This is a genomic window from Pontibacter coccineus (genome assembly GCF_030546575.1).
Taxonomy (GTDB): domain Bacteria; phylum Bacteroidota; class Bacteroidia; order Cytophagales; family Hymenobacteraceae; genus Pontibacter; species Pontibacter coccineus.
Genome location: NZ_JAUOTN010000001.1, coordinates 65,135 through 79,988, shown reverse-complemented (window position 1 = coordinate 79,988; position 14,854 = coordinate 65,135). Strand labels below are relative to the sequence as shown.

Genomic DNA, 14,854 nt, shown 5'->3' with positions numbered 1-14,854 from the left:
AGAAGAGCACCTGCTGAGGGTGCTCTTCTTGTTTAGTAGGTATAGCAGGTACCAAATGATTAAGCCGAGTTACATTTACTCGCTTTTCATGGTCACTTGTTTTGTTACATTCTTCTGATCTGCGCACCCAACGCATTCAGACGGCCGTCGATGTTTTGGTAGCCGCGGTCGATTTGCTCCACGTTGTCGATGATGCTGGTGCCTTCGGCGGAAAGAGCTGCGATGAGCAAGGCCACACCAGCACGGATGTCAGGAGACGTCATGCGGATGCCACGAAGCGGAATCTGCTTGTTCTGACCAATCACCGTAGCGCGGTGCGGGTCGCACAGAATGATCTGGGCACCCATGTCGATGAGTTTGTCCACGAAGAACAGGCGGCTTTCGAACATTTTCTGGTGCACCAGCACAGTGCCTTTCGCCTGCGTAGCCACCACAAGGGCCACACTCAGCAAGTCCGGTGTCAAACCCGGCCAGGTATGGTCTGCAATGTTCAGGATGCTGCCGTCGATGTAGGTATCCACTTCGTAGCGGTCTTGCTCAGGTATAAAGATGTCATCGCCACGGAACTCCATTTTGATGCCCAGTCGCTGGAAAGTGTCCGGTATAAGGCCCAACTCGGGTATCTTGCAATCTTTTATGGTGATCTCTGATCCGGTCATGGCGGCAAGGCCGATGAAAGAACCGATCTCGATCATATCCGGCAGCATGCGGTGCTCGGTTCCTCCAAGCGCTTCCACACCCTCTATCACGAGCAGGTTAGAGCCAATGCCGCTGATCTTCGCGCCCATGCGGTTGAGCATACGGCAAAGTTGCTGCACATAAGGTTCACAGGCGGCGTTGTAGATGGTAGTGGTACCTTCTGCCAGCACGGCGGCCATCAGGATGTTGGCTGTACCGGTTACCGACGCCTCGTCGAGCAGCATGTATGCGCCCTTCAAAGCGGATGCCGTGACGGTATAGAAATCGTCTTCGGCGCTGTACTCAAAAGTAGCCCCCAGTTTTTCGAATCCTGTAAAGTGTGTGTCCAGCCTGCGTCGACCGATCTTGTCTCCACCTGGCTTTGGCATTTTTGCTTTGCCAAAACGGGCCAGCATCGGGCCCACGATCATCACGGAGCCCCTGATGGCACGGCCGAGCTCTACAAAACGCTCGGAGTCCAGGAAATCGATGTCGATGTCATCGGCCTGGAAGGAATAGGTATCCGGCGACAGGCGCTCTGTTTTCACACCCAGCGATCGCAGCAGGTCAATCAGTTTGTTGACGTCGCGGATATCGGGAATATTAGAAATTACTACTTTCTCGGGGGTAAGGAGCACGGCGCACAGGATTTGCAGTGCCTCGTTTTTGGCACCCTGCGGAATGATCTCTCCGCGCAGTTTTGCACCGCCTTTTACTTCAAATGAAGCCATTTAATACTATTTGTTTCGTTGGTTGGAAGTTGGTCTTGTGTTTTTGTGGCTGCGCTTGTCACCGCCACGGTTCTGCTGCTGTTGTTGCTGTTGCGGGCGGTTACTGCCACTGTCCTGCGACTTGCTGCTGACAGATTCGAACAGGCTGTTGCTCTCAATCATAGACGGGTCCAGGTTCAGTTTTCCTTTGGAGATCTGCTGAATGTCGCTCATGATCACATCGTCCGTGATGCTGTCCTTGTTATAAGAGCGGTACAGTGTCTTCATCAGTTTCCCGATGGAAATGGTCGCCGCTTCGCGTTCCTTTTCGTCTTCAAGCTCTGTGGCGCGCTGTATGAGTAACTCCACGTTCTGACCATAGTGCTTATACCTGGGCGTGCTGAGCGGGTACTCCATGCGCTGCGGCTTGTCGTTTAGGTACTCCATGGCGCTGAGCGGGTAAGGGGCATCCACGTCGAGCTTTGAGCCGGACATCACATACAAGTGGTTCCAGAGCTTCTGCTGAAAATCCTGGGTATCACGCAACTGCGGGTTGAGTTTGGCCATCAGATTGATCAACAGGTATGACAGGCGGGTGCGCTCTGCCTTGTCTTCAATGCTCAGTATGTGATTGACAAGATCCTGTACGTTTCTGCCGTATTCGCGCAGCAACAGGTCCTGCTTAAAGGTGGTACTTGCTTCCATTATCTCAATTTATGAATCTCAAATGTAGGGATTAATTATTTTTGAATGAGTGATGGAGTGACTGAGCGATTAAATTTCTATTTACAAAAAATCACTCATTCACTAACTCACTCATGCACTCAATTATGAATTCGCAGCTTGGCAAAGCTCAGCAGCAGGGTTTTTTCTCCCACTTCGTCGAAGTTGATGATAGCCTTAGTGCTGTTGCCCTGTGTATCCATTTTGCTTACTACGCCAAACCCGAACTTAGGGTGCTCTACTTTCATGCCGGCAGCCAGATTCGACGTATCGCTTGGCTGGAAGTCGGCAGGGGCGGTATAGGCGGTAGCGGCCTGCTTGCGCGCCGGCTGCTGCACCAGGCTGCTGATGCTGCTCTTGCGCTGCATCACACGGTCAAATACATTTCCGCCTCCACTGGCCGTGTTTTGCTCGCCATACTTAAAGTTGAGGTACTTCGGATCGATCTCGTCGAGGAAGCGGCTCTTCTCACAGGCGCGCAGGTTACCCCACTGGTAACGGCTGGTGGCGTAGGTCAGGTATAGTTTCTTCTCGGCGCGGGTGATGGCGACATAGAACAGGCGTCTTTCCTCTTCCAGATCAGCGCGGGAGTTCAGCATCATCTGGCTTGGGAAAAGGTTCTCTTCCATACCTACGATGAACACATTCTTAAACTCCAGACCTTTGGCCGAGTGGATTGTCATCAGCGTGACAAACTCACCTTCCATATCTGCCTTCGTATCCGCATCGGTGATCAGGGCAATGTCCTGCAGGAAAGCTGACAAACTCTTGTCTTCCTTCTCCGGATCATCCACATATTCTTTTATACCGTTGAGCAACTCCTGGATGTTTTCATAACGGGCAAGGCCCTCCACGGTTTTATCCTGGTACAGGTCGTCTACGATGCCGGAGTGCTTGGCCACGTGCTTGGCTACCTCAAAGGCGTCGGTGTTGTCAGCGATGCGGGCAAAGTCCTTGATCATGATCGAGAAGTTCTCGATCGCGGTGCCCACGCGGTTGCCCAGGAACTGCCCGGCATTCTGGATCACTTCCCATACGCTGTGGTTGGACTCGTCTGCCGTTACAAACAGCTTCTGCTCGGTGGTCTCGCCAATCCCTCTTTTCGGGTAGTTGATCACACGGCGCAGCGCCTGCTCATCGTTTGGGTTCACCACCAGGCGCAGGTAGGCAATCAAATCCTTGATCTCCTTGCGCTGGTAGAACGACAGACCGCCCACAATCTTATACCGGATATTCATGCGGCGCAAGGCCTCTTCCATCGCTCTGGACTGCGCGTTGGTGCGGTAGAGGATGGCGAAATCGTCGTAGGAGAGGTGGTTGCTCATCTTCTCTTCGAAGATGGTGGTGGCCACCAGTTTGCCTTCCTCGTTATCGGAATTAGCTTTGATCACCTCGATCAGCGGCCCCTGCTCGTTGTCTGTGTAAACGTCTTTTTTGAGCTGAGCCGAGTTATTTTTGATCACCGAGTTGGCGGCGTTCACGATGTTCTTGGTAGAGCGGTAGTTCTGCTCCAGCTTGAACACTTCCAACTCCGGGTAGTCACGCTCAAAGTTGAGAATGTTCTGGATATCAGCACCCCGGAAGGCGTAGATGGACTGCGCATCGTCACCAACCACCACAATATTGCGGTTCTGAGCTGCAAGTTTGCGCGTGATCAGGTACTGCGAGTAGTTTGTGTCCTGGTACTCGTCTACCATCACATACTTGAAAATATGCTGGTACTTGTTGAGTGCATCCGGATGGTCGCGGAACAGCACGTTGGTCTGGAACAGCAAATCGTCGAAGTCCATGGCACCGGCCTTGAAACAGCGGTTGGCATACTGCTCGTAGATCTTGCCGATCTTCGGGCGCATGGCGGCCTCATCGTCCGCCTGGATTACGGCATCGTTCAGGTACTGCTTCACCGAGATCAGCTTGTTCTTGGCGGAGGAGATACGGCCAAGCACGATGTTCGGCTTGTAGAGCTTGTCATCCAGGTTCATCTCCTTCACAATGTTGCGAATGAGCGTCTTGGAGTCATCCGTATCGTAAATGGTAAAGCTTTTCGGATAGCCGATCTTGTCCGCCTCCGCACGCAGGATGCGCGAGAAAACGGAGTGGAACGTGCCCATCCAGATATTTTTGGCCTCGTTACCGATCACTTTCTCGATACGGTGGCGCATTTCTTTGGCCGCCTTGTTGGTAAAGGTCAGGGCCAGTATGTTGAACGGGTCGACTTTCTGATCAATCAGGTAAGCGATCCGGTAGGTGAGTACTCTTGTTTTGCCTGAGCCGGCACCCGCTATGATCATGGCTGGCCCCTCGGTATGGAGCACGGCCTTGCGTTGCGACTCGTTCAGTAAACTAATATAATCCATTTCGTCTCTTCCGCGTGCGTCATTAATAATCCATGCAATTTACACATTCCTATCCGTTTTAGGAACGGCACTTGCACATTTACAGAACCAGACAGCCCTATCAATTGGTTTCTTCTTAAGGAATGCATTTTTGGCCTCTGATTTGTGTGTCTTCGGGCAGGGCTTTTTAGAGAAACGCCACATTATCTGTATCTTTGTAAATTAAGAGGGTAGAGGTGCGTTTTATACCTGCCTTATACCTGAGCAATATATGATCCCATTACCACGCATGAAGAAACTACTCCTGTTCCTTGCACTGCTCCCGGCCGGGCATCTGGCTGTGGCGCAATCCGATACCAGCCAGGTCGTTAAGGTTATACCTGACTCCCTCAAGCAGGTGAAGGTGCCCCGCTCCACCAAACAGGTATGGCGCACCCCGGAAATGCAGGAAGGCATGGACCTTTATATCGGATTAAAGTACAACGAAGCATACGCCAAGTTCCGTCAGGCAGCGGCGCGTGACGAAGCAGCGGCCTATTACTTTATGGGGCGCATGCACCAGTACGGCGAATTGCTGGAAGACGGCGCACCGATCGACGAGATCATCACCTCTGACTCAGTCGCTTATGTGCGCAACCCTGAGAAGTTCTACAAAGCAGACCCTGACACGGCCCGCATCCTGTTCGAAAAGGCGCTGGAAGGCAGCAGTCTGTTCGGTAACCTGGGTCTGGCTGAACTGATGACCATCCGGAACGATGAGGACAAACAGCGCTTTACACGACTTATGCGCAGTGCCGCCCTCGACATCCGGGACATGGCCATCGCGGGCGACGCCTTCAGTAACCGCATTCTGGGTAGTATGTACTATACCGGCTACGGCGAAATGGAGGACAAGGGCTATGCCTATACCTACATCAAGCGTGCCGCTGAGCTGAATGACGTGGTGGCCTATACTTCGCTGGCCAACCTATACCTGAGAGGGGAGGGTGTGAAAGAGAATGTGGCGCAGGCGAAGTACTGGCTCGAGAAAGGTGCCGCTGTCGGAGAAAAGGAAGCCCTCTATACCTTGGGCCTGCTCTACGAAGAAGGCAACCTGGGAAAACCGGAGCCTGAGAAAGCACGCAAACTCTATCACCAGGCTATTTCCCAAGGTAGTTCCAATGCTTTTGAGCAACTAAAGTACCTCAACCAGTCATCTGACCAAAAGCTGGTGCTGGCAGCCATTGAGCGTATCCCGGATATCGTAAAGCGTACACTGGAGAATGGCGCTTACGTTAACACCGTGTCCGTGCCAAACGGTTATGATTTTGACTTCAGGCTGCGCACCCCGCTTATGCATGGTATTTTCATTCCGCTGTTGCTCGAAGACTATGGTGTGATCTACCAGCCGAAAGTTCGATTGGAGGTAGCCAGCCTGCTGCTGCAGGCCGGGGCTGACGTAAACGCGACTGATCAGGACGGGAAGACTGCCCTGCATTATGCCATGTCAGGTGCCCGCATCAATACCGAAGAGTTTGAGATTGAGCAGGCCCAGCTGCTGGATACCCTTTTCAAGTACAAAGCTGACCCAAACCTAGTGGACAACAAAGGCAATACGCCCCTGTACTATGCCGTGCGCTTTGCCAATGGTACGCACATGATGGAGATGAACCGTTTGTTGAAAGGTGGCGCCAACCCGAACATTCAAAACCTGGAAGGCCTGACGCCACTGATGCTGGCCTGTCAGCTGGACGGTGGCAACGAGGTGATCGTGATGCTGATCAATGCCGGTGCCGACCCAAGCCTGCGCGATTTCTCAGGCAAAACAGCCATGGACTACACCAAGCGCGAAAGTGTGCAGAATATTCTGACGGCGGCAGGAGCCAGGGCCCCGAAGCGCTAGTCTAAACTTATTTAACGTTAATTTTGTCTCTTCTTTGCCGGTGAGGCCGGTATGAGACTTCTTATTTCATTACTTACATGATCGTTCTTCAGAATACCGTCATCAGCGACGACATCCGTGATAATTTTTTTGTCTGCAATCTTGAAAAATGCAAAGGTGCCTGCTGCGTGGAGGGCGACTTGGGCGCTCCACTGGAGGAGGACGAACTGACTATACTGGCGGATAACTACGAGCACATCAAACCCTACATGACCGGAGCCGGGAAACTGGCCGTGGAAGAGCAGGGGCTGTATATTCAGGACTTTGAAGGCGATTACTCCACCCCAACCATCGAAAACCGGGAGTGTGCCTATGCACTTTATGATAACCAGGGTATATTGAAGTGTGCCATTGAGCAGGCTTATTACGAGGGCAAGATCAGCTGGAAAAAACCGATTTCCTGCCACCTATACCCCATCCGCATCACCAAATACGACGACTTTGAGGCATTGAACTACGACCGCTGGAGCATCTGCGCAGCAGCCTGCAATTTCGGGGCGGACCTGGGGGTGAAGGTATACCAGTTCCTGAAGGAGCCGCTGATCCGCAAATACGGAGAGGCCTGGTATGGTGAACTGACAGAGTTGATTGAGAAAGAAGCACAAGCTGCCACTACCTAAGGTATAGGTATAAGTATACCATATAAAACAGCAAAGCCCGTCCAAATTGGACGGACTTTGCTGTTTTCAGGAGATGACTATTTGAGCAGGCCGGCGTTGGCCCAGAGTTCCAGCAGTTTGGTAGCGAGTTTATCGCCTTTGCTTTGTGCCTGGCGTGCCCAGTAGGTGGCTTGTTCGTAGTCGCCGGCGGCCTCGTAAGCAATGGCCAGGTTGTGGGCCGCCTTTATACCTGTTTTAGAGGAGAGGTCCTGTGCCAGCGGCTGAAGATTGGCAATGGCCTGCTGGAACTGCCCCAGGAGCAGCATGATGTGGGCGTCTTGCAGCGGGCTCGCCATGTGGACCTGCCGCACCAACAGCGTCGGCTGTGGATAGAACCGGTCCCAGTAGCTGTAGCCCGTCTCTACCGCCAGCCGGTTTACCACAGGACCCGCTTTGCCCATGGCCGGCCCGATGGCCAGCAAGCCACTCACTACGGTCCTTGAGTCATAGAATTCCTGCTGCTCCACTGTTGCCTGGTCCAATAGCGTACCAGTGCTGTCATAGAGCGACCAGGTGCTCGCCACCACCAGGTCGTAGTTGGCAACTTTTGTCTTGAAGCCGTCCTCATCCTCATAGTTGTCCATCACCTTTCCAAATCCTGTCTTGAACTTGTCGAGCGTCAGGATCAGGTGCGGGCCATACTGCTTGAAAAGTGCATTAGTTTCTTCCGCGTTGAGTCGCTCCGTATTGGCAGGCAGGCTGATGGCCTGATCCGGGTTGACCAGCACAAAAGTTGAGTCGTTGTAAATAGCGCCCATGACTCCCCCGGCAGCCTGGTAGGCTCCATCGCGCAGTACGGCTGTTACGTTTTCGTTTTTATTTGTAGCCTGTGCAGCCGCATCGTAGCGGTTCACGACCAGCACCTTCCACTGATCAGGGCTCACCCGCACCACAGGGGGACGCACCGTTTCCATCGTAATCATGGTGGCGCAGCCACTAAGCTGCATGGCCAGTACAATCCACAAAAGGGTTGCGAGAAGCTTGTTTGGGTTCATTTTTGTTGCTTGTGAGGTGCGAGGCTAAGTTAAGCAAATATGATAATCGCACTATATTTTAAAACCGCATATATCGGGCCAAATAAAAAAACCGACCCTGTTTTGGGGCCGGTTTTCTTTCATTTAATAATTTTTGGAGCTTACAGCGAGCTGAAGTCGAAATTGTCCAGGTAAGCTGTCGTGAAGTTGCCTTCCTTGAAGCCCGGGTCATCCATCAGTTTCAGGTGGAATGGCACCGTGGTTTTCACGCCCTCGATCACGAACTCGCTCAGAGCACGCTTCATTTTCACAAGGGCCTCTTCACGCGTCTGTGCACTCACGATCAATTTCGCGATCATGGAGTCGTAGTTCGACGGGATGGTATAGCCGGAGTAAACGTGCGAGTCTACGCGAACGCCATGTCCGCCGGGCACATGCAGATTGGTAATCTTACCTGGAGATGGACGGAAGTTGTTCTTCGGATCCTCAGCGTTGATGCGGCACTCAATGGCGTGCATCTTCGGGTAGTAGTTTTTGCCCGTGATTCTTTCACCAGCGGCTACCTTAATCTGCTCTTTGATCAGGTCGTAGTCAATCACCTCTTCTGTGATCGGGTGCTCTACCTGGATACGGGTGTTCATTTCCATAAAGTAGAACTCGCGGTGCTTGTCCACCAGGAATTCAATCGTTCCCACGCCTTCGTAGTTGATGGCTTTGGCACCCTTGATGGCCGCCTTGCCCATGCGGTCACGCAGGTCGTCTGTGATGAACGGAGAAGGTGTTTCCTCCACCAGTTTCTGATGGCGACGCTGAATAGAGCAGTCACGCTCCGAAAGGTGCGCTACCTGTCCGTGCTGGTCACCGATCAGCTGGATCTCGATGTGACGCGGCTCTTCAATGTACTTCTCCAGGTAGATGCCGTCGTTACCGAAAGCAGCTTTGGATTCAGTGCGGGCATCCTCCCAGGCTTTATCGAATTCTTCTTCGCTCTTGATGATACGCATACCACGTCCGCCACCACCGGCAGTTGCCTTGATGATAACAGGGTACTTGATTTTCTTGGCTAGTTTCTTGCCTTCTTCCGCAGACTTGAGCAAGCCGTCAGAGCCAGGTATGGTCGGCACACCGGCCTTCTTCATGGTGTCCTTGGCAGAGGCCTTGTCACCCATGGCATTGATCATCTCCGGAGAGGCACCGATGAATTTGATGTTGTGCTCGGCGCAAATGCGGGAGAACTCAGCGTTTTCAGAAAGGAAGCCGTAACCCGGGTGAATCGCGTCGGCGTTGGTGATCTCGGCAGCCGAGATCAGGTTGGGCATGTTGAGGTATGACTGTGCACTTGGCGGTGGGCCAATGCATACGGCCTCGTCAGCAAAGCGCACGTGCAGGCTTTCCTTATCAGCCGTGGAGTATACGGCAACCGTCTTGATGCCCATCTCCTTACAGGTACGAATGATGCGCAGGGCAATCTCGCCTCTGTTGGCGATTAGTATTTTTTTAAACATAATGTCAGTTTTGGAGATTCGGAGATTTGGAAATGGATAGATGCAGGTGAGTTGATATAAAAATGGAGAAGGTTATCCCCATCTCCATTTCAGAATCTTCACATTTTCAAATTTTCAAATCGATGAATTAGCTAGGATCTACCAGGTATAGCGGCTGATCGTACTCCACCGGGTTGGCGTTGTCAACCAGCACTTTTACGATTTTGCCTGATACCTCTGACTCAATTTCGTTGAAAAGCTTCATCGCTTCGATGATGCAGATTACCTGTCCCTTTTTCACTTCGTCGCCTACGTTCACAAACGCCGGCTTGTCCGGGCTGGAAGAGCGGTAGAAGGTGCCGATCATAGGTGCTTTGATGGCGATGTACTTGCTGTCGTCGCTTACCGGCGCAGCAGGGGCTGCCGGAGCAGCGGGGGGCGCAGGAGCCTGAGGGGCTGCCGGAGCGGCCGCAGGAGCTGCTGCAACATGATGCGTTGCGCCTGCCGATTCTTTCACATAGCTCACCTTCTGGTCTGGATCGCGCTTCACCGAGATCTTGAATTCTTCTGTCTCAATGTTTACTTTATTCAAGCCAGACTTGGCGATAAAGTCAATAAGGTCCTGGATTTCTTTAGCTTTCATGTTATTATTTTACTCGTTCTGCGTAAGAATAAGTTCGTGTGTCTACTTTGATTTTTTCATCCTGCCCAATAAACAGCGGTACCTGGATGGTGGCACCTGTTTCTACGATGGCTGGTTTGGATGCATTGGTAGCTGTGTCGCCCTTAAGACCTGGCTCCGTATAGGTAATGGTGAGCTCCACAAAAGGAGGGATCTCGCAGGTAAGGGGCGTTTCGGTTTCAGCATGGAACAGGATCGTTACCTCCTGACCTTCTTTCATCAGATCGGCAAAAGGAACCATTCTCTCTTCAAGCGCAACCTGCTCAAAGGTGTTCATGTCCATAAAGTTATACCCCATGTCATCTTTATAGATGAACTGGTGCGGGCGCTGCTCCACACGGGCAGTAGTGATCTTATGACCAGCCGAGAAAGTGTTATCTAAAATTTTTCCGGTCTTGATGTTGCGCATTTTCGTTCTCACGAAAGCTGGGCCTTTGCCTGGTTTAACATGTTGAAATTCAACAACTACATAAAGGTCGTTGTTAAATTCCATGCACAGACCATTTCTGATATCAGCTGTGGTTGCCATAGTATGCTGTTGTTACGCTTGAAATTGAATGAAACGATAAAAGTATAGCGCAAATCGCTGTCTTGCAAACAAAGTTAGCTATTATACTCAAATATTGGTTAAAAAGCTTAGGGCAATTCGCATGAAAAGCAAGCCGGATGTATCCTTACCACAAAGTCCGGGGTATAGCCCGGCGAATCATTTATTTTATATAAATTTGCCATTATCTTAAAAAATAGGCTGTGCCGGCATAGCCGCTTTTTTGCTGGTGTGCGTATGGTTGTATGCCCACAGCACCTGGCCAGTGCGTTTTTTTAATGTAAATCTCTCTCTTACATGGATTATAAGCTCATCTTTGATAACACCCCCGAAGCTTTGGTGCTGCTTGCCCCTGATATGAAAATAGTAGGGGCCAACAAGCGCTATCTGGAAGTAACGATGCGGCAGTTGGACAGTATTCTGGGCAAACATTTTTTACTGGAGGCATTCCCCGAGCCGAATGTGCCTTATGAAAAAAACCCGGTGCGGCTTTCCATAGAAGAAGCCATGCGCAAAGGCGAGAAGGTATACCTGGACGTGATACGGTACGCAATTGCCCGACCTGACGGGAGCGGCTACGATGAGCGATGCTGGGAAGCCTCTCATACGCCGATTATGAATGAGCAGGGCGAATTGTTGTATGTGCTGCAGGAAACCAATGACGTGACAGAGCGGGAGGAAACGAAGAAGGCCTTGCAGGACATCGAACAGAAATTCCGGTTCATGGCTGACTCTATGCCGCAACTCATCGATGCTGATGACGCAGAAGGTAACTCGACCTATTTCAATAAGCAGTGGGTAGCGTATACAGGCATCCCGATGGAGCAGTTGATGGCGGGTGGTTGGAAAGAAGCCATTCATCCGGATGATTTGCAGAGTGCCTCTAAAGTCTGGCAGCAGGCGATTGAGAAAGGGGAGGCCGGCCAGCTTGAGCTCCGTATCCGAGACAAGGAAGGCGATTACCGCTGGTACCTGAGCCGCTACCTGCCCATGCGAAATGAAGACGGCACGATCCGGATGTGGCTGGGAAGCTGCAGCGACGTCCACGACATGAAGAACCTGGTGCAGGAACTCCTCACAAGCAACGAACAGATGTCGGAACTGGCGGACCAGGTGCAGCTTGCTTTCCGCAAAGTGGAGAACGAGCGCATGACACTAGAGCGATTGATCATGCAGGCCCCGACTTTCTTTGCCATCCTGAAAGGCACGGAGCATCGCTACGAACTGGTTAATACCAAGTATCAGGACCTGTTCCCTCACGTAAGTCTGATAGGTAAAACTGTGGCAGAAGCATTGCCTGAAATAGCAGAGCAGGGCTTTATTGAAGTATTGGATAATGTCTACCAGACGGGCAAGACTTTTGAGGCCAAAGAGATTATTGTGAAGCTCTCTACTGCAGAGGGCAAGCTGGAGGACAATTATCTTACTTTCATTTTCCAGCCGCTTTTCGATGAGCATAAGCAAACAATAGGTATACTGGTCGCTGGTTTTAATGTGACCGACAAATATCAAATGAAGAAAAAACTGCAGGAATTGGGTATTGCAGTAGATGAATAGGAGCAGCTTTTAGAAAGGAAACAAGTGAATTCAGCGCAGGTAGATTTTCAGCAGATCCGGATTAAACATATTCTGTTTAAGTCCAAGGTGCGCTCTGTGCTGTACGGTGGGGTATTCGATAGCGTGTTTTTTTCAGAGTCAGGACCGATCAGCCATTGGTTCTTGCAAGTGGGGAAGGTAAAGTATAGCAATGAACCCGAACTGTTCAATCTCCAGAAAACACATAGCGAGTTGCTGTCATATGCGAATCAGCTGTTCACACTTTACCGAAACGGCAGCATCGACCAGGCACATGCCGGCATGAAGGAGATAGAGAAGCTTTCTGATCGCTTTCAGGAACTGCTCACGCAAATGGAGAAGCGACTTGCGCTACGTACTGACATGGTATAAGTAATCGGATGAAGGATCTATAAACAGGAAAAGCGGCATCTCAGCCGCTTTTCCTGTTTATAATCAGAGTATGTTATTTCGAATCGTAAGCCCACTTTAAGTAGATGGCGCCCCACGTAAAACCGCCGCCGAAGGCAGCCAGAATCAGGTTGTCGCCTTTTTTCAGCTGTTTCTCATACTCCCACAGGCAAAGTGGGATGGTACCGCTTGTTGTGTTGCCGTAACGCTCAATGTTGAGCATTACCTTGTCACTGCCCACACCCATGCGGTTCGCAGTCGCGTCGATGATGCGTTTGTTGGCCTGATGCGGCACCAGCCAAGCGACATCTTCTGCCGTCAGGTTGTTGCGTTCCATTACCTCAGCCGATACATCTGCCATACCTTTAACGGCAAACTTAAATACCTGCTGGCCTTCCTGGTAGGCGTAGTGTTCACGTGCCTGTACCGTTTCGATAGTAGCCGGTTTGCGGCTGCCGCCTGCTTTCATGTGCAGGAACTGGGCGCCTGTTCCGTCTGACTTCAATATGGAGTCCTGTATACCGTAGCCTTCCGTGTTAGGCTCCAGCATCACAGCACCACCGCCATCCCCAAAAATGATACAGGTGGCACGGTCGGTATAATCAACGATAGCAGACATCTTATCGGCTCCTACTACGATCACTTTTTTGTACTGTCCTGACTCGATGAACTTAGAGGCGGTAGCCAGTGCGAAAAGGAAACCGGAGCAAGCAGCCTGCAGGTCGTAACCAAAGGCATTCACGGCGCCTACTTCAGCCGTGATCAGGTTGGCCGTGGCCGGGAAAACCATGTCAGGGGTAGTGGTGGCGCAGATGAGGAGTTCTACTTCTTCTGGTTTGGTATTGGTTTTTTTGAGTAAGTCCAGTACTGCCGGTACTGCAATATGCGAGGTGCCTTTACCTTCGCCCTTCAGAATGCGCCTTTCTTTAATACCGGTGCGTGAAAGGATCCATTCATCATTGGTTTCTACCATTGTTTCCAGTTCCTTGTTCGTAAGCACGTAGTCCGGAACATAACCAGCCACTCCTGTGATCGCGGCAGTAATTTTACTCATATTGTGAAAGGTATAAGTGTTGGAGGTTTAAGACGGCAATATAATAAAAAAAACTTGGCACAAACCGCCCTCACGCAAAAAGAGTAGTGAGACAGTTTGTGCCAAGAAAGGTGTTTGGCCTGAGCCAGCGTCTTTTATTGGACGCCCGTATGCTTTTTAAAACGTTCAGACAGGTTCGTGGCCACCATTTTCTGGGCCTGCAGCACCATGTTGCAGACAGCCAGAGGAGAAGAGACACCATGTCCGATAACGGCGTTGCCATTGATGCCCAGGATCGGGCTGCCGCCTACGGCCTCATAGTTGAACTTGTCGAAAAAAGGATCGTGCATGTTCTTCTCGTTGAGGATGTCGTAAACAGACTCCGCCATCTTCAAAATGATGTTGCCGGTATACCCGTCACAAACGATCACATCAGCTTTGTCGTTGAACATGTCGCGTCCCTCGATGTTGCCGATGAAGTTGATGTTTGGATTAACTTTGAGGCGCTGGTGCGCTGCCTGTGTGTTGACAGTGCCTTTGCCTTCCTCTTCGCCCAGGTTCATCAACCCAACTTTCGGATTTTCGATTTCCAGTACGTATTTGGCGTAGATAGAGCCAATTTCGCCGAACTGCTCCAGTACTTCAGGTTTGCAGTCTGCGTTAGCACCCACATCCAGTATAATACCGAAGCCACCATTGAGCTTGGGTACCAGACCGCCGATAGATGGTCTTAAAATGCCTTCTACGGCTTTTACGCTGAACATAGCTCCTACCAGCATAGCCCCGGTATTGCCGGTGCTGCAAAAAGCATGTGCTTTTCCAGCCTTAAGCATACCAAAACCTACAGCGATACTGGAGTCCGGCTTCTGGGTGAGTGCTTTGGTGGGATGTTCTCCCATGTCAATCACCTGGGAGGCGTTTACCACCTTTATAACAGAACCAGTGTAACCATATTCTTTCAGCAGCTGATTCAGAATATCTTCCTTGCCAATAAGCAGGATCTCATAATCTTCTTCGAGCTGTTCTGCAGCTAACATTGCACCCTTCACGTTTGCTTCAGGTGCATAGTCGCCGCCCATAGCGTCCAGGGCGATTCTCATGTACTGGATGACGTTAAATTATACAGAACTGAAACGGAGTAC

The 14,854-nt window shown here is 51.1% G+C and carries 13 protein-coding genes; 4 read left to right on the top strand and 9 right to left on the bottom strand.

Annotated elements, in window-relative coordinates; translation table 11 throughout:
• Positions 1–104 precede the first annotated feature (104 nt).
• The 3 genes from murA to Q4E40_RS00360 form a co-directional block, all read right to left on the bottom strand.
• Positions 105–1,409 (bottom strand): UDP-N-acetylglucosamine 1-carboxyvinyltransferase, encoded by a 1,305-nt coding sequence (gene murA, locus Q4E40_RS00370; RefSeq protein WP_303409406.1) that lies wholly within the window; start codon positions 1,407–1,409, stop codon positions 105–107.
• A 6-nt stretch (positions 1,410–1,415) separates the two neighbouring features.
• Positions 1,416–2,093, bottom strand: coding sequence for a DUF4290 domain-containing protein (locus Q4E40_RS00365; protein ID WP_303409405.1), 678 nt, complete (start codon positions 2,091–2,093; stop codon positions 1,416–1,418).
• 119 nt (positions 2,094–2,212) lie between these two features.
• A complete protein-coding gene (locus tag Q4E40_RS00360; RefSeq protein WP_303409404.1) occupies positions 2,213–4,468 on the bottom strand; it encodes an ATP-dependent helicase in 2,256 nt (751 codons plus the stop codon).
• A 250-nt stretch (positions 4,469–4,718) separates the two neighbouring features.
• Here Q4E40_RS00360 and Q4E40_RS00355 point away from each other — a divergent pair, with 250 nt between their 5' ends.
• Both Q4E40_RS00355 and Q4E40_RS00350 read left to right on the top strand, forming a co-directional pair.
• Entirely contained in the window at positions 4,719–6,329 is a 1,611-nt protein-coding gene (locus Q4E40_RS00355; RefSeq protein ID WP_303409403.1) for an ankyrin repeat domain-containing protein, read from the top strand.
• A gap of 77 nt (positions 6,330–6,406) precedes the next feature.
• Entirely contained in the window at positions 6,407–6,988 is a 582-nt protein-coding gene (locus tag Q4E40_RS00350; protein ID WP_303409402.1) for a DUF3109 family protein, read from the top strand.
• 77 nt (positions 6,989–7,065) lie between these two features.
• Here the strand turns inward: Q4E40_RS00350 and Q4E40_RS00345 are convergent, their stop codons facing one another.
• From Q4E40_RS00345 to efp, 4 genes are all read right to left on the bottom strand, one after another.
• Positions 7,066–8,022 (bottom strand): DUF6340 family protein, encoded by a 957-nt coding sequence (locus tag Q4E40_RS00345; RefSeq protein ID WP_303409401.1) that lies wholly within the window; start codon positions 8,020–8,022, stop codon positions 7,066–7,068.
• A gap of 140 nt (positions 8,023–8,162) precedes the next feature.
• Positions 8,163–9,506 (bottom strand): acetyl-CoA carboxylase biotin carboxylase subunit, encoded by a 1,344-nt coding sequence (gene accC / locus Q4E40_RS00340; protein ID WP_303409400.1) that lies wholly within the window; start codon positions 9,504–9,506, stop codon positions 8,163–8,165.
• Positions 9,507–9,633: 127 nt separating this feature from the next.
• The gene (gene accB / locus Q4E40_RS00335; protein WP_303409399.1) at positions 9,634–10,128 is read right to left on the bottom strand and encodes an acetyl-CoA carboxylase biotin carboxyl carrier protein; all 495 of its coding nucleotides are present in this window, start codon (positions 10,126–10,128) and stop codon (positions 9,634–9,636) included.
• A 4-nt stretch (positions 10,129–10,132) separates the two neighbouring features.
• Positions 10,133–10,696 (bottom strand): elongation factor P, encoded by a 564-nt coding sequence (gene efp, locus Q4E40_RS00330; protein WP_303409398.1) that lies wholly within the window; start codon positions 10,694–10,696, stop codon positions 10,133–10,135.
• 315 nt (positions 10,697–11,011) lie between these two features.
• Here efp and Q4E40_RS00325 point away from each other — a divergent pair, with 315 nt between their 5' ends.
• Positions 11,012–12,271: a PAS domain-containing protein gene (locus Q4E40_RS00325; RefSeq protein WP_303409397.1), complete on the top strand. Its 1,260-nt coding sequence runs from the start codon at positions 11,012–11,014 to the stop codon at positions 12,269–12,271.
• Between the two features lie 24 nt (positions 12,272–12,295).
• Complete coding sequence (locus Q4E40_RS00320) at positions 12,296–12,661, top strand: histidine kinase (protein WP_303409396.1); 366 nt, start codon at positions 12,296–12,298, stop codon at positions 12,659–12,661.
• Positions 12,662–12,734: 73 nt separating this feature from the next.
• Here the strand turns inward: Q4E40_RS00320 and Q4E40_RS00315 are convergent, their stop codons facing one another.
• Both Q4E40_RS00315 and plsX read right to left on the bottom strand, forming a co-directional pair.
• Positions 12,735–13,733, bottom strand: a complete 999-nt coding sequence (locus tag Q4E40_RS00315; protein WP_303409395.1) for a beta-ketoacyl-ACP synthase III — start codon at positions 13,731–13,733, stop codon at positions 12,735–12,737.
• Positions 13,734–13,867: 134 nt separating this feature from the next.
• Positions 13,868–14,812 carry a phosphate acyltransferase PlsX gene (gene plsX / locus Q4E40_RS00310; RefSeq protein ID WP_303409394.1) on the bottom strand — a complete coding sequence of 315 codons (945 nt, stop codon included), beginning with the start codon at positions 14,810–14,812 and terminating at the stop codon, positions 13,868–13,870.
• Positions 14,813–14,854 lie beyond the last annotated feature (42 nt).

Excerpts from the sequence above, each read along its gene's own strand:
- Q4E40_RS00355 (WP_303409403.1), top strand. The coding sequence starts at position 4,719 with ATGATCCCATTACCACGCATGAAGAAACTACTCCTGTTCCTTGCACTG.
- Q4E40_RS00315 (WP_303409395.1), bottom strand. The coding sequence starts at position 13,733 with ATGAGTAAAATTACTGCCGCGATCACAGGAGTGGCTGGTTATGTTCCG.
- accB (WP_303409399.1), bottom strand. The coding sequence starts at position 10,128 with ATGAAAGCTAAAGAAATCCAGGACCTTATTGACTTTATCGCCAAGTCT.
- Q4E40_RS00360 (WP_303409404.1), bottom strand. The coding sequence starts at position 4,468 with ATGGATTATATTAGTTTACTGAACGAGTCGCAACGCAAGGCCGTGCTC.
- Q4E40_RS00345 (WP_303409401.1), bottom strand. The coding sequence starts at position 8,022 with ATGAACCCAAACAAGCTTCTCGCAACCCTTTTGTGGATTGTACTGGCC.
- efp (WP_303409398.1), bottom strand. The coding sequence starts at position 10,696 with ATGGCAACCACAGCTGATATCAGAAATGGTCTGTGCATGGAATTTAAC.
- plsX (WP_303409394.1), bottom strand. The coding sequence starts at position 14,812 with ATGAGAATCGCCCTGGACGCTATGGGCGGCGACTATGCACCTGAAGCA.
- murA (WP_303409406.1), bottom strand. The coding sequence starts at position 1,409 with ATGGCTTCATTTGAAGTAAAAGGCGGTGCAAAACTGCGCGGAGAGATC.
- Q4E40_RS00365 (WP_303409405.1), bottom strand. The coding sequence starts at position 2,093 with ATGGAAGCAAGTACCACCTTTAAGCAGGACCTGTTGCTGCGCGAATAC.
- Q4E40_RS00350 (WP_303409402.1), top strand. The coding sequence starts at position 6,407 with ATGATCGTTCTTCAGAATACCGTCATCAGCGACGACATCCGTGATAAT.
- Q4E40_RS00325 (WP_303409397.1), top strand. The coding sequence starts at position 11,012 with ATGGATTATAAGCTCATCTTTGATAACACCCCCGAAGCTTTGGTGCTG.
- accC (WP_303409400.1), bottom strand. The coding sequence starts at position 9,506 with ATGTTTAAAAAAATACTAATCGCCAACAGAGGCGAGATTGCCCTGCGC.